Below are 25,740 nucleotides of genomic sequence, written 5' to 3' on the forward strand. Positions count from 1 at the left end.
CTGTGAGTGCTGCGACGACGCGAAGCCGTACCCAGCGAGCCCCGCGTGCCCCGCGAGCCGCGCGTACCCCCGACCGTCTCTGCGCCGAGGCGGTAGACCTCGCCAGGGAGGCCGCCGAGGAGGCGGCCGCGCCCGGCGTGGTCGGCGAGCACGTGGAGACCGTCGCCGAGGGCGACCGGGTCGTCACGCACTTCTTCGAGTCGAAGGAGCCCGGCTACCGGGGCTGGCGCTGGGCCGTCACCGTGACCCGCGCGTCCCGCGCCAAGAACGTCACGCTCGACGAGACCGTCCTGCTGCCCGGCCCCGACGCGCTCCTCGCACCCGAGTGGGTGCCGTGGAGCGAGCGGCTGCGCCCCGGCGACATGGGGCCCGGCGACCTGCTCCCGACCGACCAGGACGACCTGCGCCTGGAGCCGGGCTACACGGGCGAGGACACGCCGCCGCCGAACTCCGCCGTCTCCGAGGAGATGGCCGACCACCTGGACGCCGAGGACGCCGAGATCACCGGCCGCGCCCCGTCGCGCGGTGCCGTCGCGGCCGTCGCCGACGAGCTGGGCATGCGCCGGGCCCGGGTGCTGTCCCGGTACGGGCTGCACCTCGCGGCCGACCGCTGGGACGAGGCGTTCGGCCCGAACACGCCGATGGCCCAGGCCGCCCCCGCGACCTGTGTCTCCTGCGCCTTCCTGGTGCCGATGGCGGGCTCCCTGAAGCAGGGGTTCGGCGTCTGCGCCAACGCCTTCTCGCCGGCCGACGGCCGGGTCGTGTCGCTCGCGTACGGCTGTGGCGGGCACTCCGAGGCGGCCGTCATGCCGAAGCCGCCGCGCCCGGCGGCGCCGGTCCTCGACTCGGTCTCGGCGGACGAGTTCCCGCTCCGCCCGGCGAAGGACTCGGGCTCGACGTCGGAGCCGGACGGGACGTCGGAGGACCTGGGGCACTCGTAGCCCGTCCCTCGGTTCGTTTCGCGACCCGTAGGGGGTCGCGTTCGGGGCCCGTCCTGCCCGGGGTTCCAGGGGCAGGACGTACGTCCGTGAGGCGCGAGCCCGTACCCCCTGACGTGCGGTGGCGGCCGTACGTGCCGCTTCGCGGCATATGCCGACCGTGTCCCGCTCGTACGTGCGTGTCGGCCCGTACGCGCGCGTCCCGTACGGGTCCCACCCGCGTCCCGTACGTGCCCTGAGCCCACACCCCGCGCGCCCGCATCCCCCTGCCCCGACGGGGTAGGGGCCGAGGACGGAACCGGTGGGGCCGGGGTTGTCGGGGTCTCCCCGGGCGGATCCTCAGGGGCGCGTACGTCCCCTCGCGCGCCCTCCCGGAGCGATCGCGCCCCGGCCGTCGGAGCGGTCGCGGGCACGGTACCTTCGGGCACCGGCACCGGGCAGTCGCCCGGCCCTGGGCCGGGCCCGGAGTCCCGGACCGGCCCGATCCGACCCGCCCCCCACACCGCAGAGTGGAGTCAGACGTGAGCGTCGTCAGCGTCAGGACGTCGACCGACGGAGCCGACCCCTTCGGTACCGCACGGCTCCGCAGAGGCGTGCTCGACGCGTGGGCCGCGGGCCCGGCGCGGTTCCGCGAGGACGCCAACGCCGAGGAGGACCTGGTCCTCGGCGGCTACCGCGACCGGCTCGTGGTCGAACTCGCTCAGAACGCCGCCGACGCCGCCCGCCGCGCCGGTGTCCCCGGCCGGCTCCGGCTCACCCTGCACCCGGCCGGCGCCGACGGCCCCGCCGTCCTCGCCGCCGCCAACACCGGCGCCCCGCTCGACGCCACGGGTGTCGAGTCCCTGTCGACGCTGCGCGCCTCCGCCAAGCGCACCGAGCACGACTCCGATGCCGCCGCCGGCACCGTCGGCCGCTTCGGCGTCGGCTTCGCCGCCGTCCTCGCCGTCTCCGACGAACCGGCCGTCCTCGGCCGCCACGGCGGCGTCCGCTGGTCGCTGGCCGAGGCCCGCGCGCTCGCCTCCGACGTCGCCCGGCACAGCCCCGGCCTCGGCGACGAACTGCGCCGCCGCGAGGGCCACGTCCCCCTGCTGCGGCTCCCGCTGCCCGCCGAGGGCACCGCGCCCGACGGCTACGACACGGTCGTCGTGCTGCCGCTGCGCGACGCCGCGGCCGTCGACCTCGCCGAGCGGCTGCTCGCCGCCGTCGACGACGCCCTGCTGCTCACCCTGCCCGGCCTGACCGAGGTCGTCGTCGAGACCGCCGAGGGCGTCCGCACCGTCACCCGCGCCGAGCGCGACGGCTACGTCCACATCCAGGACTCCGCGACCGGCGCCCACCGCTGGCGGACGGTCAGCCACGGCGGCCCGCTCGACCAGGCCCTCCTCAAGGACCGCCCGGTCGAGGAACGGCTCCGCCCGCACTGGTCGGTCACCTGGGCCGTCCCCGTGGACGAGGACGGCGCGCCCCGCTACCCGCGGACCACGCCGGTCGTGCACGCCCCGACCCCGACCGACGAGCCGCTGGGCATTCCCGCCCTGCTCATCGCGTCGTTCCCGCTGGACACCGCCCGCCGCCACCCGGCGCCGGGCCCGCTGACCGACTTCCTGGTGGACCGGGCCGGTGAGGCATATGCCGAACTGCTCGCCGGCTGGCGGCCCGTCACCACCGGCACGCTCGACCTCGTCCCCGGCCCGCTCGGCAAGGGCGCGCTCGACGGCGCGCTGCGCGCGGCCATCCTGGACCGGCTGCCGCGGATCGCGTTCCTGGCCCCCGCCCTCGCCTCGGAGGACCTGCCCGCGCTGCGGCCGATCGAGGCCGAGGTCGTGGAGGGCGCGGGCGCCGCGACGGTCGAGGTGCTCGCCGAGGTGTTCCCGACACTGCTGCCGGCCGGTCTGGAGCGGCGCGTGGAGCTGCGCACGCTGGGCGTGGGACGGCTGCCGCTGACGGAGGCCGTGGACCGGCTCGCGGGCGTGCAGCGGACGCCGGAGTGGTGGTGGCGGCTGTACGACTCGCTGGCGGGCGTCGACCCGGAGCGGCTGACCGGCCTGCCGGTGCCGCTGCAGAGCCCGGCGGGCGAACCATCGCCGGACGGGCTGCCGGCCGACGAGCTGTCGGCGGACGCGGCGGCGGCGAGCCTGACGGTGGCGGGCACGCGGGTGGACACGGGGACGGGCCCGGGGACGGGCCCGGCGGCGGACGCGTGGGCGGACCCGCTGACGGACCCGGCCGCCGGCACGAACGCTGGGACCGTGCCCGTGCCCGGGGCCCGGATCCGCACCACCATCGGCCCCCGCCAGGTCCTGCTGCCGCAGGCGGACACCCCCGCCGATCTGACCCGGCTCGGCCTGAAGGTCGCCCACCCGGACGCCGCGCACCCGATCCTGGAGAAGCTCGGCGCCGTGCCGGCGACCCCGCGCGCCGTCCTGACCACGCCGCAGGTACGGGCGGCGGTCGCCGCCTCGCTCGACGCGGGCGAGATCTGGGACGAGGACGGCGATTCCCTGGACGCCGACGAGCTCGCCGAGACCGTCCTCGCCCTCGTCCGGGACGCCGATCTGGCGCCCGGCGACGAGCCGTGGCTCGGCGCGCTCGCCCTGCCCGACGAGGACGGCGAGCTGACCCCGGCGGGCGAACTGGTGATGCCCGGCTCGGCCTTCGCCTCCGTGATGCGCGAGGACGAACTCCCGCTCGTGGACGCCGAACTGGCCGACCGGTGGGGCGAACAGCCGCTCGCCGCCTGTGGCGTGCTCGCCTCCTTCCAGCTCGTCCGCGCGGCCGACCTCGTGCTCGACCCCGACGAACTGGAGCCCCGCGAGGGCGACTTCGCGGAGCCCGACGACGCCGGGCTGCTCGACGCCGTCGACGTGTGGTGCGAGGACGTCCTCGACCGGCTGCCGGACACCCCGGTGCCGCCGGTCGCGACGGAGATCGTCGCCGTACGCGACCTCGACCTCGTGGACGACGACGCCTGGCCCCGGGCGCTCGCCCTGCTTTCCCGGCCGCCGCTGCGCGACGCGCTGACCCAGCCCGTACGCGTCCTGCTGCCGGACGGCACGACCGAGACCGTACGGTCGTACACCGCCTGGTGGCTGCGCGACCACCCCGTCCTCGACGGGCGCCGGCCCGCCGGTCTGCGCGCGGCCGGTACGGACCCGCTGCTCGCCGGGCTCTACGACGCCGCCGACGCCACCGGCTTCGAGGACGAGCAGGTACTGCGCGCCCTGGGCGTCCGTACCTCCGTGACCGCCCTCCTGGACGAGCCCGGCGGCGCCGCCGAACTCCTTGCCCGCCTCGCCGACCCGTCCCGCGAGGTCACCGGCGCCCAACTCCACGCCCTGTACACGGCCCTGGCCGACCTCGACCCGGAACAGGTCACCCTGCCCGACGAGTTGCGCGCGGTCGTCGACGGCACTCTGGTCGTCGTGGACGCGGCGGACGCCCTCGTCGCCGACGCCCCCGACCTGCTGCCGCTCACCGCGGGCCTGCCCCTGCTTCCGGTCGCCCCCGACCGGGCGGCCGATCTGGCGGAGCTGTTCCAGGTACGCCGGCTGAGCGAGGCCGTCGAGGCGGAGGTGACGACGGACGGCGAGGAGCACGAGGTCCCGCCCGCCGTCCACGCCCTCCTCGGCCCGGCCACCCCGGCCACGTACGTCGAGCACGACGAACTCCGCGCCGCCGGCACCGAACTCGACTGGCGCCGCACCCCTGACGGCACCCTCCACGCCGCCACCCTGGAGGGCGTCGCCGCGGGCCTGGCCTGGGCGACGGGACAGTGGCCGCGCCGCTTCGAGGTGGCCGCGCTGCTCGAAGACCCGTCGCGTACGGAGGAGTTGGCGCGGGACCGCTGGTTCGACTGACGGGGGCGTTCGGCGGGTCCGGCGGGGCTCGGGGCGCGATTCCGGGGGTCGTACGGCAGCCGTAGCCGGGAGCGGGACCGTACGTGAGGGGGCCGGGCGAGTGCGGCGGGGACGTGCGACCGTCCGCCACCGGGCGCCCGCCCCGCCTCCCCCGGCCGGCCGACCGCGCTTGCGGGCCCCCGGGCCCGGTGGCAGCGTCGCCGGTGGGCCGGGCGAGACGGCACCGGCGGGGCGCGACCGGATGAGGGACAGGGCATGGCCAAGGAAGGACTGCGGGTCACCGTGCAGGGCGACCTGCCGGCGGACGCGATGGAGCGGATCACGGACGCCGTGCGGCGGACGGTCCTCGACGAGGTCGCCGAACTCGATCTCGCGCCCCCGCTACGGGAGGCGGACCCCGGCGAACCGGGGAAGCCGAAGGCCGCTCCGTCCCGTCCGCCGATCATGGGGATCATCCTCGAACCGGAGGAGTAGTGGCCGGAGTGGCCGGAGTGGCCGGAGCGGCCGGAGTTGCCGGGGGAGACCCCCTTCGGCCGGGAGCGGGGAGCGCGGCGACCTGCCCCAGCAGCTCCTGTACGACCGGCCATCTGCTGCTTGGGATCGTCCGGCCGGACGGGACCGTGGCCGCGCTCCACCCGCCGCTGCCGGTGACCGCCGCGTTCGCCGAGCGCGCGGCGGCGCCGGGGATGCGCCCGCCCGAGGCCCGGTTCCGCTTCGCCGGGCCGTGCGTCGAGTCGGCGTGCCGCCAGTGGGCGGAGGGCCGGTGCTCGGTGGGCGACGAGGTGGCGGGCCGGGGCCGTGCCAAACGTGCCACGCAGGGTTCGCACGGCTCTCATGGTGACTCCGGCGCGCCCGCGCCGCCGCCGTGCGCGATCCGTTCCACCTGCCGCTGGTGGGCCCAGGGCGGCGCCGACGCCTGCCGCATCTGCCCGGGTGTCGTGCACACCACGACGGTGGCGTCCGTCTGACGGCCGGGACGGGGTGCTGTCGGCGGTGCCGGTTACGGTGCGCGGCATGACAGGTTGGATCAAGAGCGGTGTCATCGCGTGGATCGATGGGCACCGGCGCGAGGACGAGACCGTCCTGCTGTACGTCAAGGGCGTCGGCCTGACGGACCTGGCGGAGGCGCTGAACGCGCGCCACCGGCCGGCGTTCGCCCGAGGCGGCGAGGTCGCCCCTGGCGAGTGGGGCGTGCTCGTGCACCCCATGTACAACCCGGCTCGCGACGACTACGCCCCGGTCGACTACCGCGAGTTGTGTCCGCCGGGGGCCGAGCTGGTGGTGTTCGTCCCTAATCCCTCCCTCGCCCAGGCGCACGGTCCCCACGCGTACCACTTCAAGGACGGCCGGGCCGTGTCCTGCGTCGACTACGAGGCCCCTGCATACGTCGGCGAGTACTGGCCCAACGAGCTGGCGCCCGTCATCACGGCCGCAGGACTGGCCTCCGGGGGCGAGGACTTCGAGGGCCAGGACTCCGAGCGCGAGGACTACTAGGAGCGGCTGACCCGATTGATCAGCGAGCAACTGAGGCTTCCCGCACTGGATCGCGCCACCCTCACCGTGGACCACGACCTCATCACCTCCTACGACTAAGGGGTGTTCGGCCGGTCCTCGGCGCGCCTCACTCCCTCGGCAGCCCCATCGAGTTCGGGAACGGGATCGTCCCGGAGTCCGTCACCTCGCGGGCGACCGGTGCGAGCAGCTCGGTGATCCGCTCGCGTTCCTCCTGCCCCAGCGCCTCGTAGTACGGCCGGCCGGCGAGGTCGTCCGTGCGGGCTTCGACGTGGGTACGGAGGGCGTGGCCCTCGGGGGTGAGGCGGCCGTCGGCCGGGTCGATGAGGCCGCGGGCGACGAGGCGTCCGGTGGCCGCCTGCCAGTCGTCTTCGGTCCAGCCCCGGGTGTCGCGCAGGGTCCGCTCGGGTGCTCCGCCCGCGGCGGCGAAGACGACATGGGCCTCGCAGCCGTCGATCCCCTCGGACGTCAGCACGGCCACGTGGCCGTCGCCGCGGTGTTCGCGCAGCGCCGTCGTGGCCTGCCACAGGGCGGCCACCGGATCGCCGACTCCCGCCGCGTCCGAACCGGCAAGGGCCAGAGGGCGGTTGGCCGCGAACAGCGGCCGTCCGGCGCCGTCCGCGGCGGTGATCACCCGCTGGAGAAGCGGCACGAGTTCCCCGGCGGCGTCCGCCGCCGACGGCGCCACCCGGCGCAGTGCCGCGGCCGCCGCCTCCCTCCGGGCACGGAGGACGGCTTCGGGGGTGGCGAACGTCCAGGCGTCCGGGAGCGTGCGGCGTACCACCGAGGGGTGGAAGTTGTGGAACGCGGCCTCCACCACCCCGGCGGACACGGCGCCCAGCGGGGCGGCGCGGGCGGCGAAGTAGCCCATCCAGAGGCCCCGCAGCCCGAGGGCCCGGTTCGCCTCGCGGCTCTCCGGCGCGAAGTACGTGACGGCGTGCGCCGGTTCGGTGATCTTCCAGGCGCGACGGGCGAAAGCGCGCCGCTCGGCCGTGGTTCCCTCGTGTCCCTGATTCACGGCCGCCATCGTGCCAGAAACCCCAACTCCTCGCTTGGTGGCGGGGGTTGGGGTTTTCCGAGGTGGCGGGTGAAGAGAGGGGTGGTGGCGTCAGGCGGGGAAGCGCCGCCCCACCCACCGCCAGGCCCACTCCAGGACCGCCGCGCCGGCCGCCGCGATCGCCACGGCCGTCCACGGCATGGTCACCCCGACCAGCTTCAGCGCGAAGAACTGCTGGAGCCAGGGCACCACGAGGACGAGGAGGAAGGCGCCGCCCATGGATGCGACGAGTGCGATCCGCCACCACGTGTAGGGGCGGGCGATGATCGCGAGGACCCACATGGAGACCAGGAAGAGGGTGAGGGTCGCGGCGCTGGTCTCGGCGTCGAGGGCGCCCGAGCCCGCGTAGTAGCGGCGGGCCAGCAGATAGGTGGTGAAGGTGGCCGCCGCCGCGATGACGCCGGCGGGGATGGCGTACCGCATGACCCGCCGGACGAAGTTCGGCTTGGCGCGTTCCTTGTTGGGGGCGAGGGCCAGGAAGAAGGCCGGGACGCCGATGGTGAGGGTGGACAGCAGGGTCAGGTGCCGGGGCAGGAAGGGGTACTCGACGCCGGTGACGACGACCAGGATCGCGAGCAGCACCGAGTAGACCGTCTTCGTCAGGAAGAGGGTGGCGACCCGGGTGATGTTGCCGATGACCCGGCGGCCCTCGGCGACGACGGACGGGAGGGTGGCGAAGGAGTTGTTCAGCAGGACGATCTGGGCCACCGCGCGGGTGGCCTCGGATCCGGAGCCCATGGAGACGCCGATGTCGGCGTCCTTGAGGGCGAGGACGTCGTTGACGCCGTCGCCGGTCATGGCGACCGTGTGGCCGTGCGACTGGAGCGCGGCGACCATGTCGCGCTTCTGCTGCGGGGTGACCCGGCCGAAGACGGCGTTCTTGTCGAGGACCGTCGCCATGGCCTCGCGGTCGGTGGGCAGGGTGCGGGCGTCGACCGTGTCGGCGGCGCCGGGCATGCCGAGCTTGCCGGCGACGGCGCCGACGGAGACGGCGTTGTCGCCGGAGATGACCTTCGTGGTGACGTGCTGGTCGGCGAAGTAGGCGAGGGTCTCGGCGGCGTCGGGCCGCAGTCGCTGTTCGAGGGCGATGAGCGCGGTGGCGCGGGCCCCGGCGGCGATGTCGGCCCCGGCCCCGGCCCCGGGGGTGGTGGCCCCGGCGAAGGGGTTGTCGTTCCCGTTCCCGTTCCCGTCCCCGTCTCCGCCGGCCGTGGCGGTGGCCGCGCGGGCGAGGAGCAGGACCCGCAGGCCCTGCTCGCCCAGCCGGTCGGCCTCGGCGAGGGCCGGGTCGCCGGCCGGCAGCAGGACGTCCGGCGCGCCGAGCAGCCAGGCGGAGCGCGCCCCGCCGTCCTCCTCGAAGGCGGCGCCGCTGTACTTGCGGGCCGAGGAGAACGGCAGCGTGGCCGTACGCCGCCACCCCCCGCTGTCCGGGTAGGCGTCGATGAGGGCCTGGAGGGAGGCGTTCGGGTGCGAGTCGGACGCGCCGAGCGCGCCGAGCACTCTGCGTACGTACGGCTCGTCGGCGCCGTTCAGGACCTGGAGTCGGGTGACGTCCATGCCGCCCTCGGTGAGCGTGCCGGTCTTGTCGAGGCAGACGACGTCGACGCGGGCGAGCCCCTCGATGGCGGGCAGCTCCTGCACGAGGCACTGTTTGCGGCCGAGACGGATCACCCCGATCGCGAAGGCGACCGAGGTGAGCAGCACCAGGCCCTCGGGGATCATCGGGACGATGCCGCCGACCGTACGGGCGATGGCGTCCTTGAGGTTGTTGTGCTCGCCGACGAGCTGGCTGATGATCAGACCGATGGCGGTCGGGATCATCATCCACGTCACGTATTTGAGGATCGTGGAGATGCCGCCGCTCAGCTCGGAGCGGACGAGGGTGAAGCGGGACGCCTCCTCGGCGAGCTGTGCGGCATATGCCTCGCGCCCGACCTTGGTGGCGGTGAAGGCGCCGCCGCCCGCCACGACGAACGACCCCGACATCATCCGGTCGCCGGGGTGCTTCACGACGGGGTCGGCCTCGCCGGTGAGCAGCGACTCGTCGATCTCCAGGCTGTCGGCCTCGGCCACGACGCCGTCGACGACGACCTTGTCGCCGGGGCCGAGCTCGATGAGATCGTCCAGGACGATCTCGGAGGTCGAGATCTCGGCGGCGACCCCGTCGCGGCGGACGGTCGGCTTCGCCTCGCCGATGACGGCGAGCCCGTCGAGGGTGCGCTTGGCGCGCAGCTCCTGGACGATGCCGATGCCGGTGTTGGCGATGATGACGTAGCCGAAGAGGCTGTCCTGGACCGGCGCGACGAAGAGCATGATCAGCCAGAGCAGGCCGATGATCGCGTTGAAGCGGGTGAAGACGTTGCCGCGGACGATGTCGGCGGTGGAACGGGAACTGCGGACGGGTACGTCGTTGACCTCGCCGCGCTCGACGCGCTTGGCGACCTCGGTGGCGGTCAGACCGGTGGACCGGGGCGCGACGACGTCGGCGGCGGAGTCCTCGCCGGCGGAGTTCTCAGCGGCGGAGTTCTCGGGGTCGTGACCGGGACCGTGGCTGCGACCGGGGCCCGGGCCCGGGGCGGGGTCGGGGCCGGGATTCGGGCGCTCGGGACCGGGACCCGCGCCGCGATCCGGGCCGGGCTCGGCGGACACGGGGTCGCCGCCCTTCTCCGTACCGCCGGATCGTCGTTCCGATCCGCCGCCGGTGGAGCCGTGGTCGTCGGCTCCGCCGTCCCCGGTGTTGATCTTCGCCCGCTGAGTCATGTTTTCGACGGTACGACCGGTTATGGCCCCCCACCCACCGAAAGGCCGGAAGATCAGACCGGGGGAGGAGCGGGATGGTCCTCAGGCACGACACCGTCCCGCGAAGAGAGAGGGTCTACGGCCCTGGCGCGACGCCCGAGCTCCTGATCCCGCCGACCGCCGACCGCCGACCGCCGACCGTCGGCCACCGACCGCCGCTTCCGCGACACCCGGTCCGCCCGTCGCCGCGGTCCGGGCTACTGACCCGCGGTGTGCCCGGCTCCGGCTCCGGCTCCGGCTTCCGCCTCGGCCTCGCGCGCGGCCTGGTACCGCTTGATCGCCGCGTCGCGCTTCCGCACGTACCAGATGCCGATCAGACCGAGCCCCGCGCCGGCCAGGCAGGTCCACACCCACCAGGTCAGGTCGCGGTCGTCGAACCAGCCGTAGAAGGGGACCTGGACGAGGAAGAGGGCGAACCAAAGGATCGTGCCGCCTGTGATGGTGGCGACGACGGGCCCCTCCAGGGGCTCGGGCGCCTCGTGCTTCGGTGTCCACTTCGCCATGGGCTCAGTCTAGGCGGCCAGGCCGTAAGGCTGGTTTTCATGTTTTCGCATGAGCCCCTCCGAGCCTCTTGTGTGAAGCTCTAAAAATCACCGAGGCTCGCACACCGTCCGTACGCGTTCGGCCCGCGCTCGGTGACGATGAACCCTTGCGGGAGCGGGGTCTACGCGCGGAGATAGACGTTCGCTCGTTCATGTGTTCATACTGAAAAACGTTTGCCTATGGCCGGTTTCCTTCGTATGAACCGCCAAAAGGAACTTCTTCTCTCCTTTGACCCCCTCGAAGAGGAACCCCCATGAGTTCGACGGCCACCGCCGAGGCCCTCGCCCCGGAGCCGCAGGATCAGCGTCCGGTCTCCGGTTTCGACCGCTATTTCAAGATCACCGAGCGCGGCTCCACCGTCGCGCGTGAGGTCCGCGGCGGCTTCGCCACCTTCTTCGCGATGGCCTACATCATCGTGCTGAACCCGATCATCCTCGGCAGCGCCAAGGACATGTACGGGCACCAGCTCGACAGCGGCCAGCTCGTCACCGCGACCGTCCTGACCGCCGCGCTCTCGACGCTCCTCATGGGTGTCATCGGCAACGTGCCGATCGCGCTCGCCGCCGGTCTCGGCGTCAACACGGTCGTCGCCCTCCAGCTCGCGCCGAAGATGGCCTGGGCGGACGCCATGGGCATGGTGGTCCTCGCCGGTATCGTCGTGATGCTGCTGGTCGCCACGGGTCTGCGCGAGCGGGTCATGAACGCCGTCCCGGCCGGCCTGCGCAAGGCCATCGCCATCGGTATCGGTCTGTTCATCATGCTGATCGGCCTCGTCGACTCGGGCTTCGTCACCCGTATCCCCGACCTCGCGCACACCACCGTCCCGCTCCAGCTGGGCGGCGACGGTCACCTCACCGGCTGGCCGGTCCTGATCTTCATCGTGGGCACCCTGCTCACCCTCGCCCTCATGGTCCGCAAGGTCCCGGGCGCGATCCTCATCTCCATCGTCGTCATGACGATCGTCGCGATGATCGTCAACGCCGTCGCCAAGGTCCCGTCCTGGGGTCTGACCACCCCGGAGTGGCCGGGCAACCCGATCGCCACCCCCGACTTCGGTCTCTTCGGCGAGTTCAGCCTGTTCGGTGGTTTCCACAAGGTCGGCGTGCTGACGGGTGTCCTGTTCGTCTTCACCGTCCTGCTGTCCTGCTTCTTCGACGCCATGGGCACGATCCTCGGCGTCGGCGACGAGGCCAAGCTGATGGACAAGGACGGCAACTTCCCCGGCATCAACAAGGTCCTGCTGATCGACGGCCTGGCCGTCGCCTCCGGCGGCGCCACCTCCTCCTCCGCCACCACCTGCTTCGTGGAGTCCACGGCCGGTGTCGGCGAGGGTGCCCGTACGGGTCTCGCCTCCGTGGTGACCGGCGCCCTCTTCTCGGTCGCGCTGTTCCTCACGCCGCTCGCCACGATGGTGCCCTCGCAGGCGGCCACCCCGGCCCTGCTCGCGGTCGGCTTCCTGATCCTGGCCGGGTCGATCAAGGAGATCGACTGGAGCGACTACACCATCGCGATGCCGGCCTTCCTGGCGATGCTGATGATGCCGTTCACGTACTCGATCACGAACGGCATCGGCATCGGCTTCGTCTCCTTCAGCCTGCTGCGGCTCGCGGCCGGCCGAGGCCGTGAGGTCCCGGTGGCGATGTACGCCGTCTCGGCGGTCTTCGTCTTCTACTACGCGATGCCGGCGCTCGGCCTGACCTGATCGCCGGGGGCGTCGGAGGCCCCGTAGAACTTCTCCGTCTCCTCGACCGCGGTCTGGAACCGCTCGTCGAAATCCTCGCGAATGAGCGTCCGGACGACATAGTCCTGGACGCTCATTCCGCGTTTGGCGGCATGGGCGCGGAGCCGCTCGAACAGCTCCCCCTCGATACGCAGGCTGAGCACGGTCGAATCCATGCCCGTCAGGTTTGCGTTAAGGAACGGCCGCGCGCGTCACTTTCCGGGCCGCTCTCACCCGTTCGAGTGATAGATGTGAGCCGCATCTTCCCAATTGGTCTTTAGGTAGAGTAATGAGTTACGCTAAGGACATGCCCGATCTGTCCCACGGCTCCGCCGACGACGTCGCGGCCGTGAACGCGCTCCGTAACGCCGTCATGCGGCTGAGCCGACGGCTGAAGCACCAGCGCGTCGACGAGTCGCTGAGCCCCACCGAGATGTCGGTGCTCGGCACTCTGTCGCTGTGCGGTTCCGCGACCCCCGGCGAGCTGGCCCGCAAGGAGCACGTCCAGCCGCCGTCGATGACGCGGATCGTCGCGCTGCTCGAAGCCAAGGGACTGGTCAGGCTCGAACCGCACCCCGACGACCGCCGCCAGAAGGTCGTCAGCCAGACCGAGCAGGCCGAGGCCATGCTGGAGGAGTCCCGTACGAAGCGGAACGCCTGGCTGGCCGCCCTCGCCGAGGGCCTGGACGAGGAGGAGTGGGCGAAGCTGCGCGCCGCCGCCCCCGTCCTCGAGAAGCTGGCGCACCTGTAACCGCACGCGAGGCGCCGAGGAGGCGAAGCACTTTGAGTACGGGATCCGGAGCAGACTCCGCCCCCGTCCGAAAACCCGACACCGACACCGAGTCCGGTACCGAGCCAGGTAGCGGCATAGGGATAGGCACAGGCGCCGAAGGCGCCGCCGGCGACACCATCGACGACGCCGGCACCATGAGCACGAGCAGCAGTACCAGCACCCGTACCAGCACCACCAGCGCCGGCGACAGCGTCGGCATCAGCACCAGCGCCGGTATCGGCGAGGCGGCCGAAGTCGCCGCCGCGGCCCCGGCCGCCGTACCCGCTCCCGTCCCCGCCTCCGCCCCTGGGGCGGACCGCCCGGGCGCTGGCCCGGAGAAGGCCCAGGGCGAGCAGCGGGGCAAGACCTGGAGCGAGACTCAGGGCCAGGGTCAGGGCCGGAGCGAGACCCGGAGCAAGAGCCGGAGCGAGGGCAAGGGAACCTTCTCCTCGCTCGCGATCCGCAACTACCGGCTGTTCTTCTCCGGAGCGATCGTCTCCAACACCGGCACCTGGATGGCCCGTATCACCCAGGACTGGCTGGTCCTGAGCATCACCGGCTCCGCCACGGCCGTCGGCATCACGACGGCCCTCCAGTTCCTGCCGATGCTGCTGTTCGGCCTGTACGGCGGCGTTCTCGCCGACCGCTACCCCAAGCGCGCCATTCTCCTGGTCAGCCAGGCCGCGCTCGGCGTCCTCGGCACGATCCTGGCCGTTCTGACCCTGACCGGCAACGTCCAGGTCTGGCACGTCTACCTGATCGCCTTCCTGCTCGGCATGGTCACCGTCATCGACAACCCGACCCGGCAGGCCTTCGTCTCCGAGATGGTCGGCCCGGACCAGCTGCGCAACGCGGTCTCGCTGAACTCGGCCAACTTCCAGTCCGCCCGGCTGGTCGGCCCCGCCGTCGCCGGTGTGCTGATCGCCACCGTCGGCAGTGGCTGGGCGTTCCTGCTCAACGGCCTGTCCTTCCTCGCCCCGCTCGTCGGCCTGCTGATGATGCGGACGAACGAACTCCATAAGGTGGAGCGCGCCCCGCGCGGCAAGGGCCAGCTGCGCGAGGGGCTGCGGTACGTGGCCGGGCGGCCGGACCTGATCTGGCCGATCGTCCTGGTCGGCTTCATCGGCACCTTCGGATTCAACTTCCCGATCTGGCTGACCGCCTTCTCGGAGGAGATCTTCCACGTCGGCGCCGGTACGTACGGCCTGCTCAACACCCTGATGGCGGCCGGCTCCCTCGCGGGCGCCCTGCTCGCGGCGCGCCGCGGCTCGACGCGGCTGCGGATGCTGGTGATCGCGGCGGGCGTGTTCGGCGCGCTGGAGATCGCGGCGGCGCTGTCGCCGGCGTTCTGGCTGTTCGCGCTGTTGCTCGTACCGATCGGCATGATCGGTCTGACGGTCAACATCAGCGCCAACTCGGCCGTCCAGATGGCCACCGACCCGGTCATGCGCGGGCGCGTGATGAGCCTCTACATGATGGTCTTCGCGGGCGGCACCCCGATCGGCGCGCCGCTGCTGGGCTGGGTCACCGACAGTTTCGGTCCGCGGATCGGCTTCGCGACCGGCGGTCTGGTCTCGCTGCTCTCGGCGGTCGTGATCGGGGTGATCCTGGCCCGCGCGGGCGGTCTGAAGCTCTCGGTGGGCTGGCACCACGGCCATCCGAGGGTCCGCTTCGTCCCGAACGGACACCGCGGCAGGGAGCTGGTCGCGGCGGTCTGATGCCGGGCGACCCCTCGCGGCTCGTTTGTGCGGACGTACGGAGGCTTGCCCGGACGTACGGAGAGGGGGTGGGACCCGGCAAGGGTTCCGCCCCTTCCTCGTATCGCCGGACAGCCCTAACCGGCGGCTTGGGCGCTCGTGGGGGCGGCGGCGGTCGCGCGGGACCGGTACTCCTGGATGGCGACGTGCTTGCGGTCGAGTTCCGCGTCCCCTCTCCGTTTGGTGAGGGTCCCGGGAAGGGCGAGCGGACGCCCACGGTGCCTGGTGATCCGCAGATCCGTCCAGGTTCCGTTCCGGTTCGTCCGCCGCCGCTCCTCGACCCCGGCGATCTCGCTCCAGGGGACGCGGCGCCTGCTGACGAGGGTGCGGAGCTCCATCCCGGCCGAGGTCAGAAGCGTCCGGCCGTAGACCCGGTTGACCAGGTCGAAGATCGCGACCAGGTAGAGGATCCCGAAGACGCCGACCCACCACCACGGGTCCGATCCGATCTCGGCCAGGCCCATGGCCACCGTCGCACCGACGAGCACCGTCACCACGACACCGGTCCGCCACCAGTACCGCCGCCGGTCGGCCGGGCTGAAAACGATCCACACATCAGGCATGGCCGTGATGCTACGGGCGGGCTCGGCGAGGCGACGGCCCCGGGGCGGGGCCTCGGGGTGGGGCCTGGCGTCGAGGTGCCGCCGCTGTCAGCGGACGCGCATCTCCAGGATCTGGCCCGGCCAGTCGCCGACGGCGAAGGTCTCCGTACGGGTGAAGCCCTGGCGCTCGTAGTACGTGACCAGCCGGCCCTCGCTGCCCGCGAAGCAGTCCACGCGCAGGAGCGAGACGCCGAGGCGGCGGGTCTCGTCGGCCGCGTGGGCGAGCAGGGCGGCGCCCACGCCGCGCCCGTGGAAGCGGGAGCCGGTGGCGAGGAAGCGCACATACCGTTCCGGCTCGTCGGCCGGGGCCACGTACGACCCCGGGTGCGGGGTGAGGGTCAGGGTGCCCGCCGGGACGCCGTCGATCTCGGCGATCCACGGGGAGCCCTCGGTCACCACCTGCTCGACCAGCGCGGCCGTCTTCGGGCGCGAGGAGAAGGGCTCGGTGCCCCACTGCGCCGTGATGCCCTTGCCGCCCAGCCAGTCGACCGCGCTGTCGAGGAGCGAGAGGACGGCGGCGACATCGTCCGGCCCGCCCTGCCTGATCTTGATCCCGGTGTCCATCGGAGAGAGGTTAGGGGCGGGAAGCCGGTCAGGCCAGGCCCTCGGAGTGATCCACGGCGGGGCTCGGGCGACTGCCGGACTGCCACACTCTGCCCATGAGGCTTTTCGCCGCCGTGATCCCGCCGTCCGAGCAGCTGGCCGAGCTGGGCCGTGAGATCGATCTGCTTGGGCATATGCCAGGATCCGGCCTGCTGCGCTGGACCTCGCGACCCGGCTGGCACTTCACCCTCGCGTTCATGGGCGAGGCCGACGACGAGTTGCTTCCGGACCTGCGGGCCCGGCTCGGCCGGGCGGCCGGCCGTACGGCACCGTTCCCGCTCCGGCTGCACGGCGGCGGCCATTTCGGGAAGGCGGTGCTGTGGACGGGGGCGGCGGGCGGCCTGGACGAGCTGCGCCTGCTCGCCGAGCGCGCCGACGCGGCTGCTCGCCGGGCCGGGGTGCCGATGGACCGGCACCGCCGCTATCAGGCCCACCTCACGGTGGCCCGGTGCCGTACGGAGGATCTGGACCTGCGGCCCTACGTCGCCGCGCTCGACGCCTTCGAGGGCAGCCGGTGGCGGGTCGGGGAGCTGGCGCTGGTGCGCAGCCACCTTCCCGGCGGCGGTACGCCGGGGGAGCAGCCGCGCTACGAGACGGTCGACGCGTGGCCACTGGGCGGGTCGGGTTAACCTCGAAGCGTGGACCCGAAAACCCGAAACCGGATCATGGCCGGTGTGCTCGTCCTGATGTTCGCGATCATCGCGGTGACCTCCGTGGTGGGGTGACGCCCTGAAGCGGAGCGGCGCCCTCCCGGGCGTATGCCCCGGGCGGCGTGTCGGGGCGTTGTGATGCGCCGCGGCGCGTACCGTTGTCGCCTTTGATTACACAGAGTCATCCTTTTGGGGTGTTGCTGGCTTCACGGTCACTGCGCGTGGGCATGAGATCGATGTGTCCGACCAGAAGCAGTGCGCCAAGCGGCCGATCCTGACCGACGCCCGCCCCTTTTCCCTTCGTTTTTCCCTTCGTTCTCTTTCGCTCGTTCGCGCCGGAGTCTCCGGCGCGCCTCGCCGCGCGCTCGCTCACCCGCCGGATACCGCCTTATGGGACGGTGCCGGTGTCTGTCATGCCTGTGGCGTCCCGGCCGCTCGGCGCGTGCGTCGGCGCATGCGCGTGCGTGGTCACGGATGGGTGGACCCTCCGAGCCGCGCGACGAAGCGTTTCGCCGTCGCGGGCACTGCGGGCACTGCGGGCACTGCGGGCGTGGTGGACGTGGTGGACGTGCGCGGCGCCGGAGAGGCATGCGGCCCCCGGCCCGCCGATCCCGGGCATCGACCCGGCCTCGCGCTGTCGCCACGCGTTCCCGCCGAGGGGCCCGGCCCCGTGCTGTCACCGCACGACCCCGCCCCTCCGCCGGACCTGAGGCTCGGTCCCGATCCGGTCCTTCCGCCGACCCCTCCGTCGACCTCTCCACCGGTCCTTCCGTCGACCCCTCCGCCGGCCCTCCCGCCGGCCCTCCCGCCGGTGCGCCGCCGGGCGGCGCGAGCCGGAGCGGTCGGCGCGCCCCTGCGCCGTTCAGGGGTACCTGACCACGGCCTTCCCTGACTGATCCGCGCCGTCCCCTTTCCTTCCTCCCTCCCCCCTCGTTGGTCTTTTGGTTTGTCTTCTCCCTTCAGAAGGAGCACGTCCGCCATGTCCACCACCGCCGACGCGACCCCACCCGCACCGCCGCCCGCACCCTCGCCCGAGCTTTCCGCCACCCCTGCCGCCGCCCCCTCCGCCGACCCCGTCGAGTGGCCGCCCGCCGGGCACGGTGAGGCCCTGGCCGCCGAGTGCGCGCGGCTGCGGGCGGAGTGCCCGGTCGCCCGCGTCCGTACGCCCACGGGTGACGAGGCGTGGCTCGTCACCGGCTACGCGCTGGCCAAGCAGGTCCTGGAGGACGAGCGCTTCAGCCTGCGCGACGCGGCGAAGCCGGGGGTGCCGCGCCCGTACGCGCTGACGATCCCGCCCGAGATCGTCAACGCCATGGGCACGATGAACAACGCGGGGCTGCACGAGGAGGTGCTGCGCGCCTTCGGCCCCCGGTCGGGTCCGGTGTCGGCGCGGTGGCTGCGCGAGCGGGCGCACGGCCTGGTGGACGCGATGGTCGAGGAGGGCGCGCCGGTCGATCTGCGCGCGCGGTTCGCGGAGCCGTACTCCGCCGCTCTGATCTGCGAGATCCTCGGGCTGCCCTACGAGGAGGGGCTGCGGCTGATGTCCGGCCTCGATCTCGGTTTCCTCACCAGCCCCGTCGTGCCCGAGGGATCCGCGGCCAACTGGGGCAAGGACTTCGCCTTCGTCCTGCGGCACGTGCGTGCGCCGCGCGAGGAGCAGCGGGGGCTGATCCGGACCCTGTGCGAACTGCGCGACGAGGCGGAGCGGGCGCGGGCCGGCGCGGGCCTGTCCGACGAACTGCTGGCGGCGACCGTCACCACGCTGTTCATGGCGGGCGTGATGAGTACGTACGTCTTCCTGCTGCACGCCACGCTCACCCTGATCCGGCACCCGCGGGCCGTGGAGCACCTGCGGGAGCAGCCGGAGAAGGTGCCGCTGGCGGTGGAGGAGCTGATGAGGGTCACGCTCCCGATCGGCGAGGGGCTGCCCCGGATCGCGCGGACGGACGTCCGGGTCGGCGATGTGCTCGTCAGGGAAGGGGAGTTGGTGTTGGTGTGCGTGGAGGGGGCGAACTTCGACCCGGCGCAGTTCACCGACCCCGAGCGCTTCGACCTCGACCGCGCGCCCAACCCGCACCTGTCCTTCGGGGCAGGGCGGCACTTCTGCCCCGCGTCGGCGCTCTCCCGGGTCCACGCCTCGGAGGCCCTCGGGGTGCTCATCGAACGCCTTCCGGGGCTCCGGCTCGCCCTGCCCGCCGGGCAGGCGGAGCTCACGAAGGGCGGCTGCAAGCGGGTGCCCGAACGCGTCCCGGTCCTGTGGTGACCGCCCGCCGCGCCGTGGACCGCCGGCGTCGGCGCGTCCCCGTCCCGGGCGCGGTCCCGTGGCCGGAACCGAGCGCCGGACCGCCCGGGACCGCGCCGAGGAACCCGGCGTGGCACGGCCAAGTGCCCTTGCTTCGAGCCCACTCGAAGGCGTTGGCTGGTGGTCATGGAGTACACGCAGCTCGGACGTACGGGACTCAAGGTCAGTCGGCTCGTCCTCGGGACGATGAACTTCGGTCCGCACACCGACGAACAGACCAGCCACTCGATCATGGACGCCGCGCTCGAAGCGGGCGTCAACTTCTTCGACACGGCCAATGTCTACGGCTGGGGCGACAACAAGGGCCGCACCGAGGAAATCGTCGGCTCCTGGCTCGCCAAGGACCCGGCCCACCGCGACAAGGTGGTCCTGGCCACCAAGGTGTACGCGAACATGGCGCCCGACGACGCGCCGGCCTGGCCGAACCACGACAAGCTCTCCGCCGTGAACATCCGCCGCGCCGTCGACGCCAGCCTCAAGCGGCTCGGCACGGACCACATCGACATCTACCAGTTCCACCACGTCGACCGCGCGACGCCCTTCGACGAGATCTGGCAGGCGATGGACGTCCTGATCCAGCAGGGCAAGATCCTCTACGCCGGTTCGTCCAACTTCCCCGGCTACAAGATCGCGCAGGCCAACGAGGCCGCAACACGGCGCGGAATGGTCGGCCTGGTCAGTGAGCAGTGCCTCTACAACCTGTACGAGCGGCGCGCCGAGATGGAGGTGATCCCGGCGGCGGAGGAGTACGGCCTCGGCGTCATCGCGTGGTCCCCGCTGCACGGTGGCGCGCTCGGCGGCGTCATCCGCAAGGAGAACGAGGGCGTCCGCCGCGCCAGCGGCCGTACCGCCGAACTGCTGGCCGACCCGGCCCAGAAGGCCCGGATCCAGGCGTACGAGGACCTGCTGGACAAGCACGGCATGGACCCGGGCGAGACCGCGCTCGCCTGGCTGCTCACCCGCCCGGGCGTGACGGGCCCGATCGTCGGCCCCCGCACCCCGGAGCAGCTTCAGGGCGCCCTGCGCGCCGTGGAGACGAAGCTGAGCGACGAACTCCTCGCCGCCCTCGACGAGATCCTCCCCGGCCCGGGCCCCACCCCGGAGGCCTTCGCCTGGTGACGGCGACCCCGTAGCGGTGCGCGCTCCGTGCGCTGCGGGGTGAGGTACGTAGCGAGTAGTGCGTAGCCAGTGAGTTCCCCCATGCCAGTCGTGGGGGAACTCACTTGTTTCACAACGAAGTTGCCCGAAAGTGATCGCGGGTGTGGGGGTCGATCAGGCGCCGCCGAGCCAGCTGGTGGCGTCCAGGCGGTAGGCGGTCTCGGCGGGCACGACGGTGCGGAGGGCGGATTCGAGGTCGCGGACGCGGTCGGGGCCGAGGCGGGCGGCCCATTCGGCGCGCAGGGAGTCGAAGACGGCGGCCGAGCGGGCCAGGGCGTCGGTGCCGTGCGGGGTGAGGAAGACGAGTTTGCGGCGGGCGTCGGCGGGGTCGTCGGCACGCTCGGCGTAGCCGAGGGCGAGCAGCCGGTCGACGGTCTTGCCCGCCGCCTGCTTGGAGACGCCGAGCCGCCGTCCGATGTCGCTCGCGGTCGCGCCGTACGGGCTCGCACCGATGGCCTGGAGGGCGAAGCCGTGGGCGGGGCGCAGGTCGGGGTGGCCTTGGCGGGCGAGTTCCGTGTGGACGCGGTCGATGAGGGTGCGGAAGCCGGCGAAGAGGAGGATCGGCAGCTCGTATCCGGGGGTGTCGGGGCGGCCCGGGCCGTCGGAGCCGGGGCCGTCGGGGGCCTCGGGCAGGTTCCGCTCGGCTCCCATGCTCGGGGGAACCCCCTTGCCCGTATCGACAACCTGGTTTACGTTTCCTTCACCGACATGGTCAACCATGTTGTCGAGTCTATCGAAGTGTGCCCCAGGGGGATTTCCATGCCGCTCGCCACCCAGCCGCACGACCTGCCCGCCCGTACCGCCGCCGCCGTCGCGCTCCTCAAGGAGGCGTCCCCGCAGACCCTCGACGCCTTCCTCCAGCTCAGCGCGCTCTTCGAGGGCACGACCCTCGACCCGTACGCCCGCGAGACCGTCATCCTCACCGTCGCCACCCGCAACCAGTGCCATCTGTGCGTCGACATGCACGAGGCCAAACTGGCCGCGCTCGACCCGGCCGCCGCCCCGTCCGCCGAACGCCTCGACGCCGTCCGCCGCTTCACCCTCCAGGTCCTCGCCGCGTCCGGCGCGGTGAGCGACGCCGACTTCGATTCGTTCCTCGCCCACGGTTACACCCGGCAGAACGCCCTCGAAGTCGTGCTCGGCATCGGCACCTACACGCTCTCCACCTTCGCCAACCGCCTTGTCGGGGCGGCCTGATGGCCGCCGACCCCACCGGTCCCGTCTAACCCGCACCGTCCGCGAGGGCGCTCATGGGTCCGGGGTGAGGCCAGGGTGCGGCAGGGCGGTCAGACCTCCTCGCGGAAGTCGAGCATGTAGAAGACCTTGTCGTAGCGGACGTCGCCGACCGCGACGAAGCGGGGCAGCCGGCCGTACTCGGTGAAGCCCAGCGAACGGTAGAGGGTCAGGGCCCGTTCGTTGTCGGCGCGCGCGTCCAGGGTGAGGACCTCGATCCCCGCCTCGCGCGCGTCGGCGACCACGGCGGTCGTCAGGGCCCGGCCGAGGCCGCGGCCGTGGACGGCGGGGGCGAGCGCGATCTTCTCGATGTCGGCGTGCGGCCGGTTGGTCGGCCGGCCGTAGCGGACCCAGTACCCGAGGCCCACGAGTCGTCGGTCGAGGTAGACGGCGCGCAGCGCGGCATCACCGGTCCGCGCCGCGGCGAGCACCCGGCCGAGGAGTTCCGTCACCTCGTCCAGGGAAGGCGGATCGACCCAGCCGAGCGGGGCGCCCCCGTCGACCAGCTCCGCCAGAACCTGGTGCGCGGCTTCCGGGAAACCGCCCGCGAGGTCCGGATCGGCGGCCAGTTCCTCCGCGCCGAGGAGGACGGGCTCGCCGGCGGGATGCCGGTCTGTCATAGGCCCAGTGAACGCGTGGCTGCTCATGATCGGAGCCTAGCCAGCGGCGGCGGCCCCGGCGAGCCCCAGTTCCGGCCCCGGCCCTTGCGCCGGTCCCAGGCCCGCTCCCTGTTCCTGTTCCGGTTCCTGCCGGAGGTCGGGGCGGTACGGGCCGCCGATGCCCCAGAACCGGTACAGCGCGTCCGCGAACGCTGCCGCCAGTTTGTGCTCGCCGCTGGGGCCCGGGTGCGTGCCGTCGTAGGTGTCCGTGTGGATGTCGTACGACTCCGGGATCGTCGCGAGCAGCAGCGGCGAGGCCGCCGTATCGAGGTCGGCGACCGCCTGCGCGAGCAGTTCGTTGAAGCGCGCGCACTCGGCGGCGAAGGGGGCCTCGGCCTCGGCCCGGATGTTCGGGATGACGGGCAGCAGCACCATCCGGACGCGCGGGTTCGCGGCGCGGGCGGCGGTCACGAAGGCATGGACGTTCTCGATCGTCTGGTCGCTGTTGGTGTACCAGCCGAGGTCGATCAGTCCCAGCGAGATCAGCAGGATGTCCGCGCCGGTCTCGGCGATCACGGGTCCGGCGAGCGGCGCCATGTGCAGCCAGCCCTCGCCCCAGCCGGCCAGATGACGGCGGGCGGCGGCGGGGAAGCCCGGGTCGGCATATGCGTGCGAGGTCGCGGCGTCGTCGCACGGCTCGTAGAGCGTGGTGCGCGGGCCGACGATCTCGTACGCACCAGGGGAACCGGGACGGTGCGGAGAGCGGGGAGAGACGAGAGGCATATGCCGGGCCGGTGTCGGCACGGGCGGCATATGCCCGATCGGAGCGGGCACGCCCCCAGCCTGAGCCTCCCCGGCAGGAGCGGCCTCGAACCCCAAGTGCTCCAAGCGCTCCACACGCTCCGAGCACTCCAGGCGCCCCAGGGACTCCACACGCTCCGAGCACTCCAGGTGCTTCGCAGGCCCCGGGCACCCCAGGCGCTCCAGGTGCTGCCACATCCGGTACCGCCAGGTGAAGTCGCCGGCGCGTCCGATGGTCATGCTGTCGCCGACGAACAGAAAACGCATGGGGCACATCATCACCGACCCCGTCCTCGCGGTAACGGGCGGGTCGGGCGGCGGCCCGTGGCACGCTGGAGGGCATGCGATCTGCCGCGCCGCGCCGCGCCCTCGGGGCCACCGCCCTCGCCGTCCTCGCCGCCTGCGCCGTCGCGGCCCCCGCGCACGCGGCGGTGGCGGCGGTTTCGGCGGTCACGGACGAACGCCCCGACCGGGACTTCACCATCGAGGACCCCCGGATCACCGAGTCCAGCGGTCTCGCCGCCAGCCGCCTCCACCCCGGTATCTACTGGACGCACAACGACCAGGACGCGCCCCTGATCTACGGCGTCGACTCCCGTACGGGAAAGACGGTCGCGACCGTGACCATGAAGGGCGTCGGCACCCCGCGCGACATGGAGGCCATCTCCATCGGCCCGGACGGCGACATCTACGTCGGCGACATCGGCGACAACCTCGACGGCACCTGGGACCACGTGTGGATCTACCGCTTCCCCGAGCCCAAGACGCTGCGCGACCAGACCGTCCAGGCCGCCCAGTACGTCGTGAAGTACGCCGACGGGGCCCGCAACGCCGAGGCCCTGATGGTCCATCCGAAGACCGGCCGGATCTACATCGCGAGCAAGAACCAGAAGGGCGGCGGCCTGTACGAGGGCCCGGCGCACCTCACCACTTCCGGGACAAACGTCTTCCGCCGTATCGGGGAAGTCCCCTGGGTGACCGACGGCGCCTTCTCGCCGGACGGCGGCCGGCTCGTCCTGCGCGGCTACTTCGCCGCCAAGGAGTACACGTGGAAGGACGGCCGCATCGCCGGTGACGGCACGGCGGTGGCGGCGCCGTTCCAGGGGCAGGCGGAGTCCGTGACGTACACGACGGACGGCTCGGCCTTCATGTTCGGCTCGGAGGGCCAGAAGAGCCGCGTGGTGCGGGTCGACCGTACGGACGGCGGACCCGGGCAGGGCGACGGGGGCGGGAGCGGTGGCGGCGGCTCGTCCGCCAAGGACCCGAAGACCCCCGGTGCGGGGTCCACGTCCCCGAACTCCGATGAAGAGCAAGGGAACTTCGGCGTCGGGGTGATCGTCCTCGGCGTCGCCTTCGCGGCCTGGTTCGGCCTCAAGCGGCTGTTCCGCCGGGACTGACTCGCCCGGCCGGCCCGGCCCGCTCGTCCGGAACACGAAGAAGCCCGACGACGGAGCAGTGTGCTCCGCAGCCGGGCCTCCGCGTACAGCTCTGCCGTTACAGCTTCTCGATGACGTAGTCGACGCAGGCCGTCAGGGCCCGCACGTCCGCCGGGTCGATCGCCGGGAACATCGCGATCCGCAGCTGGTTGCGGCCCAGCTTGCGGTACGGCTCGGTGTCGACGATGCCGTTGGCACGCAGCACCTTGGCGACGGCGGCCGCGTCGATGTCGTCCGAGAAGTCGATCGTGCCGATGACCTGCGAGCGCAGCGCCGGGTCGGTGACGAACGGCGTCGCGTACTTCGACTCCTCCGCCCAGCCGTACAGCGCCTGCGAGGACTCCTTGGTCCGGGCGACCGCCCAGTCCAGGCCGCCCTGCCCGTTCAGCCACTTCACCTGCTCGTTGAGCAGGAAGAGGGTGGCGAGCGCCGGGGTGTTGTACGTCTGGTTCTTCAGCGAGTTGTCGATCGCGGTCGGCAGCGAGAAGAACTCCGGGATGTGCCGGCCGGACGCGTGGATCCGCCGGGCCCGCTCCAGGGCGGCCGGCGAGAACGCCGCCAGCCACAGCCCGCCGTCGGCGGCGAAGGACTTCTGCGGCGCGAAGTAGTAGACGTCGGTCTCGGTGATGTCGACGGGCAGACCGCCCGCGCCCGAGGTGGCGTCGACCAGGACCAGCGCGTCCTCGTCGGCACCGGCGACCCGCTTCAGCGGGGCGGCGACACCGGTGGAGGTCTCGTTGTGGGTGAAGGCGTAGACGTCGGTGCCCGCCTCGGCCACCGGCTGCGGGCACTGGCCCGGGTCGGCGGAGATCACGGTCGGCTCGGCCAGCCACGGGGCCAGCTTCGAGGCCTTCGCGAACTTGGACGAGAACTCGCCGAAGGTGAGGTGCTGCGACTTGTTCTCGATCAGGCCGTGGGTCGCGATGTCCCAGAAGGCGGTGGAGCCGCCGTTGCCCAGGATCACCTCGTAGCCCTCGGGCAGCGAGAAGAGGTCGCGGAGTCCGGCACGCACCTCGCCGACCAGGTCCTTGACCCGGGGCTGGCGGTGGGAGGTGCCGAGATAGGAGGTGCCGGTGGCGGCCAGGGCGTCCAGCGCCTCCGTACGCACCTTGGAGGGGCCCGCGCCGAAACGGCCATCGGCGGGCTTCATGTCAGCGGGAATCTGGATATCGGCCACGAGGCGGAGCGTATCGGGTCCAGAGGGGCGGGGATGCGGCACGTCCGCCCGATGAGATGAGGAGTGGGACATCCTGAGATCGTGGGAGCACACCGAGCGGGCGAGGAATCAGGCCGGAATTCGCGCAAGAATTCGGACAGCGAGGCGGTGAGGGGGAGCGGCGCCGGGGCGCGGGGAAGCGCGAAGGGCGCGAAGGGCGCGAAGGGCGCGAAGGGCGTGAGGGGTGC

At 72.6% G+C, this 25,740-nt stretch carries 23 protein-coding genes; 13 read left to right on the forward strand and 10 right to left on the reverse strand.

The annotated features are described in order from the left end of the window. The first annotated feature begins 2 nt into the window (after positions 1–2). From ABZ990_RS07155 to ABZ990_RS07175, 5 genes are all read left to right on the forward strand, one after another. Positions 3–941, forward strand: coding sequence for a DUF3027 domain-containing protein (locus tag ABZ990_RS07155; protein WP_361226576.1), 939 nt, complete (start codon positions 3–5; stop codon positions 939–941). A 518-nt stretch (positions 942–1,459) separates the two neighbouring features. After that, positions 1,460–4,795 (forward strand): molecular chaperone Hsp90, encoded by a 3,336-nt coding sequence (locus ABZ990_RS07160; RefSeq protein WP_361226579.1) that lies wholly within the window; start codon positions 1,460–1,462, stop codon positions 4,793–4,795. A gap of 255 nt (positions 4,796–5,050) precedes the next feature. Beyond that, positions 5,051–5,269, forward strand: coding sequence for a hypothetical protein (locus ABZ990_RS07165; RefSeq protein ID WP_361226582.1), 219 nt, complete (start codon positions 5,051–5,053; stop codon positions 5,267–5,269). A 146-nt stretch (positions 5,270–5,415) separates the two neighbouring features. Then, the gene (locus ABZ990_RS07170; protein WP_361226584.1) at positions 5,416–5,763 is read left to right on the forward strand and encodes a hypothetical protein; all 348 of its coding nucleotides are present in this window, start codon (positions 5,416–5,418) and stop codon (positions 5,761–5,763) included. A 46-nt stretch (positions 5,764–5,809) separates the two neighbouring features. Continuing rightward, positions 5,810–6,289, forward strand: a complete 480-nt coding sequence (locus ABZ990_RS07175; protein ID WP_361226587.1) for a hypothetical protein — start codon at positions 5,810–5,812, stop codon at positions 6,287–6,289. A gap of 127 nt (positions 6,290–6,416) precedes the next feature. Here ABZ990_RS07175 and ABZ990_RS07180 read toward each other — a convergent pair whose 3' ends face one another. The 3 genes from ABZ990_RS07180 to ABZ990_RS07190 all read right to left on the reverse strand — a co-directional run bounded on the left by ABZ990_RS07180 (position 6,417) and on the right by ABZ990_RS07190 (position 10,663). Next, complete coding sequence (locus ABZ990_RS07180; protein WP_361226590.1) at positions 6,417–7,325, reverse strand: hypothetical protein; 909 nt, start codon at positions 7,323–7,325, stop codon at positions 6,417–6,419. 90 nt (positions 7,326–7,415) lie between these two features. Next, the gene (locus ABZ990_RS07185; RefSeq protein WP_361226593.1) at positions 7,416–10,121 is read right to left on the reverse strand and encodes an HAD-IC family P-type ATPase; all 2,706 of its coding nucleotides are present in this window, start codon (positions 10,119–10,121) and stop codon (positions 7,416–7,418) included. Positions 10,122–10,357: 236 nt separating this feature from the next. Further along, positions 10,358–10,663 carry a DUF2530 domain-containing protein gene (locus ABZ990_RS07190; protein WP_361226595.1) on the reverse strand — a complete coding sequence of 102 codons (306 nt, stop codon included), beginning with the start codon at positions 10,661–10,663 and terminating at the stop codon, positions 10,358–10,360. Between the two features lie 293 nt (positions 10,664–10,956). Between ABZ990_RS07190 and ABZ990_RS07195 the strand changes: the two genes are divergently transcribed. After that, on the forward strand, positions 10,957–12,405 hold the full coding sequence (locus ABZ990_RS07195) for an NCS2 family permease (RefSeq protein WP_361226598.1): 1,449 nt from the start codon (positions 10,957–10,959) through the stop codon (positions 12,403–12,405). Here ABZ990_RS07195 and ABZ990_RS07200 read toward each other — a convergent pair. Beyond that, on the reverse strand, positions 12,375–12,599 hold the full coding sequence (locus ABZ990_RS07200; RefSeq protein WP_361226601.1) for a ribbon-helix-helix protein, CopG family: 225 nt from the start codon (positions 12,597–12,599) through the stop codon (positions 12,375–12,377). The genes ABZ990_RS07195 and ABZ990_RS07200 overlap by 31 nt on opposite strands. Positions 12,600–12,730: 131 nt before the next feature. Between ABZ990_RS07200 and ABZ990_RS07205 the strand changes: the two genes are divergently transcribed. Then, positions 12,731–13,174 (forward strand): MarR family transcriptional regulator, encoded by a 444-nt coding sequence (locus ABZ990_RS07205; protein WP_361226604.1) that lies wholly within the window; start codon positions 12,731–12,733, stop codon positions 13,172–13,174. Positions 13,175–13,350: 176 nt separating this feature from the next. Beyond that, a complete protein-coding gene (locus ABZ990_RS07210) occupies positions 13,351–14,913 on the forward strand; it encodes an MFS transporter (RefSeq protein ID WP_361226607.1) in 1,563 nt (520 codons plus the stop codon). A 116-nt stretch (positions 14,914–15,029) separates the two neighbouring features. Here ABZ990_RS07210 and ABZ990_RS07215 read toward each other — a convergent pair whose 3' ends face one another. Together ABZ990_RS07215 and ABZ990_RS07220 are read right to left on the reverse strand one after the other, a co-directional pair. Continuing rightward, positions 15,030–15,515: a PH domain-containing protein gene (locus ABZ990_RS07215; RefSeq protein ID WP_361226610.1), complete on the reverse strand. Its 486-nt coding sequence runs from the start codon at positions 15,513–15,515 to the stop codon at positions 15,030–15,032. A gap of 87 nt (positions 15,516–15,602) precedes the next feature. Continuing rightward, entirely contained in the window at positions 15,603–16,118 is a 516-nt protein-coding gene (locus tag ABZ990_RS07220; RefSeq protein ID WP_361226613.1) for a GNAT family N-acetyltransferase, read from the reverse strand. Positions 16,119–16,213: 95 nt separating this feature from the next. Here ABZ990_RS07220 and thpR point away from each other — a divergent pair, with 95 nt between their 5' ends. From thpR to ABZ990_RS07235, 3 genes are all read left to right on the forward strand, one after another. Beyond that, positions 16,214–16,786, forward strand: a complete 573-nt coding sequence (thpR, locus tag ABZ990_RS07225; RefSeq protein WP_361226616.1) for an RNA 2',3'-cyclic phosphodiesterase — start codon at positions 16,214–16,216, stop codon at positions 16,784–16,786. A gap of 1,000 nt (positions 16,787–17,786) precedes the next feature. After that, on the forward strand, positions 17,787–19,070 hold the full coding sequence (locus ABZ990_RS07230) for a cytochrome P450 (RefSeq protein WP_361226618.1): 1,284 nt from the start codon (positions 17,787–17,789) through the stop codon (positions 19,068–19,070). Positions 19,071–19,235: 165 nt separating this feature from the next. Further along, positions 19,236–20,228, forward strand: coding sequence for an aldo/keto reductase (locus ABZ990_RS07235; RefSeq protein ID WP_361226621.1), 993 nt, complete (start codon positions 19,236–19,238; stop codon positions 20,226–20,228). Between the two features lie 153 nt (positions 20,229–20,381). Here the strand turns inward: ABZ990_RS07235 and ABZ990_RS07240 are convergent, their stop codons facing one another. Further along, positions 20,382–20,987 carry a MarR family winged helix-turn-helix transcriptional regulator gene (locus tag ABZ990_RS07240; protein ID WP_361226624.1) on the reverse strand — a complete coding sequence of 202 codons (606 nt, stop codon included), beginning with the start codon at positions 20,985–20,987 and terminating at the stop codon, positions 20,382–20,384. A gap of 39 nt (positions 20,988–21,026) precedes the next feature. Between ABZ990_RS07240 and ABZ990_RS07245 the strand changes: the two genes are divergently transcribed. Next, positions 21,027–21,464: a carboxymuconolactone decarboxylase gene (locus ABZ990_RS07245; RefSeq protein WP_361226627.1), complete on the forward strand. Its 438-nt coding sequence runs from the start codon at positions 21,027–21,029 to the stop codon at positions 21,462–21,464. An 89-nt stretch (positions 21,465–21,553) separates the two neighbouring features. Here the strand turns inward: ABZ990_RS07245 and ABZ990_RS07250 are convergent, their stop codons facing one another. Next, on the reverse strand, positions 21,554–22,120 hold the full coding sequence (locus tag ABZ990_RS07250) for an N-acetyltransferase (RefSeq protein ID WP_361226630.1): 567 nt from the start codon (positions 22,118–22,120) through the stop codon (positions 21,554–21,556). Between the two features lie 36 nt (positions 22,121–22,156). Beyond that, the gene (locus ABZ990_RS07255) at positions 22,157–23,098 is read right to left on the reverse strand and encodes a GDSL-type esterase/lipase family protein (RefSeq protein WP_361226996.1); all 942 of its coding nucleotides are present in this window, start codon (positions 23,096–23,098) and stop codon (positions 22,157–22,159) included. A 143-nt stretch (positions 23,099–23,241) separates the two neighbouring features. On the opposite strand from ABZ990_RS07255, the gene ABZ990_RS07260 reads away from it, so the two are divergent. After that, positions 23,242–24,297 carry a WD40 repeat domain-containing protein gene (locus tag ABZ990_RS07260; RefSeq protein ID WP_361226633.1) on the forward strand — a complete coding sequence of 352 codons (1,056 nt, stop codon included), beginning with the start codon at positions 23,242–23,244 and terminating at the stop codon, positions 24,295–24,297. A gap of 97 nt (positions 24,298–24,394) precedes the next feature. On the opposite strand, the gene serC is transcribed toward ABZ990_RS07260, so the two are convergent. Continuing rightward, entirely contained in the window at positions 24,395–25,513 is a 1,119-nt protein-coding gene (gene serC, locus ABZ990_RS07265) for a phosphoserine transaminase (protein ID WP_361226636.1), read from the reverse strand. Positions 25,514–25,740 lie beyond the last annotated feature (227 nt).

The organism is Streptomyces sp. NPDC046203 (assembly GCF_040646255.1).
Taxonomy (GTDB): domain Bacteria; phylum Actinomycetota; class Actinomycetes; order Streptomycetales; family Streptomycetaceae; genus Streptomyces.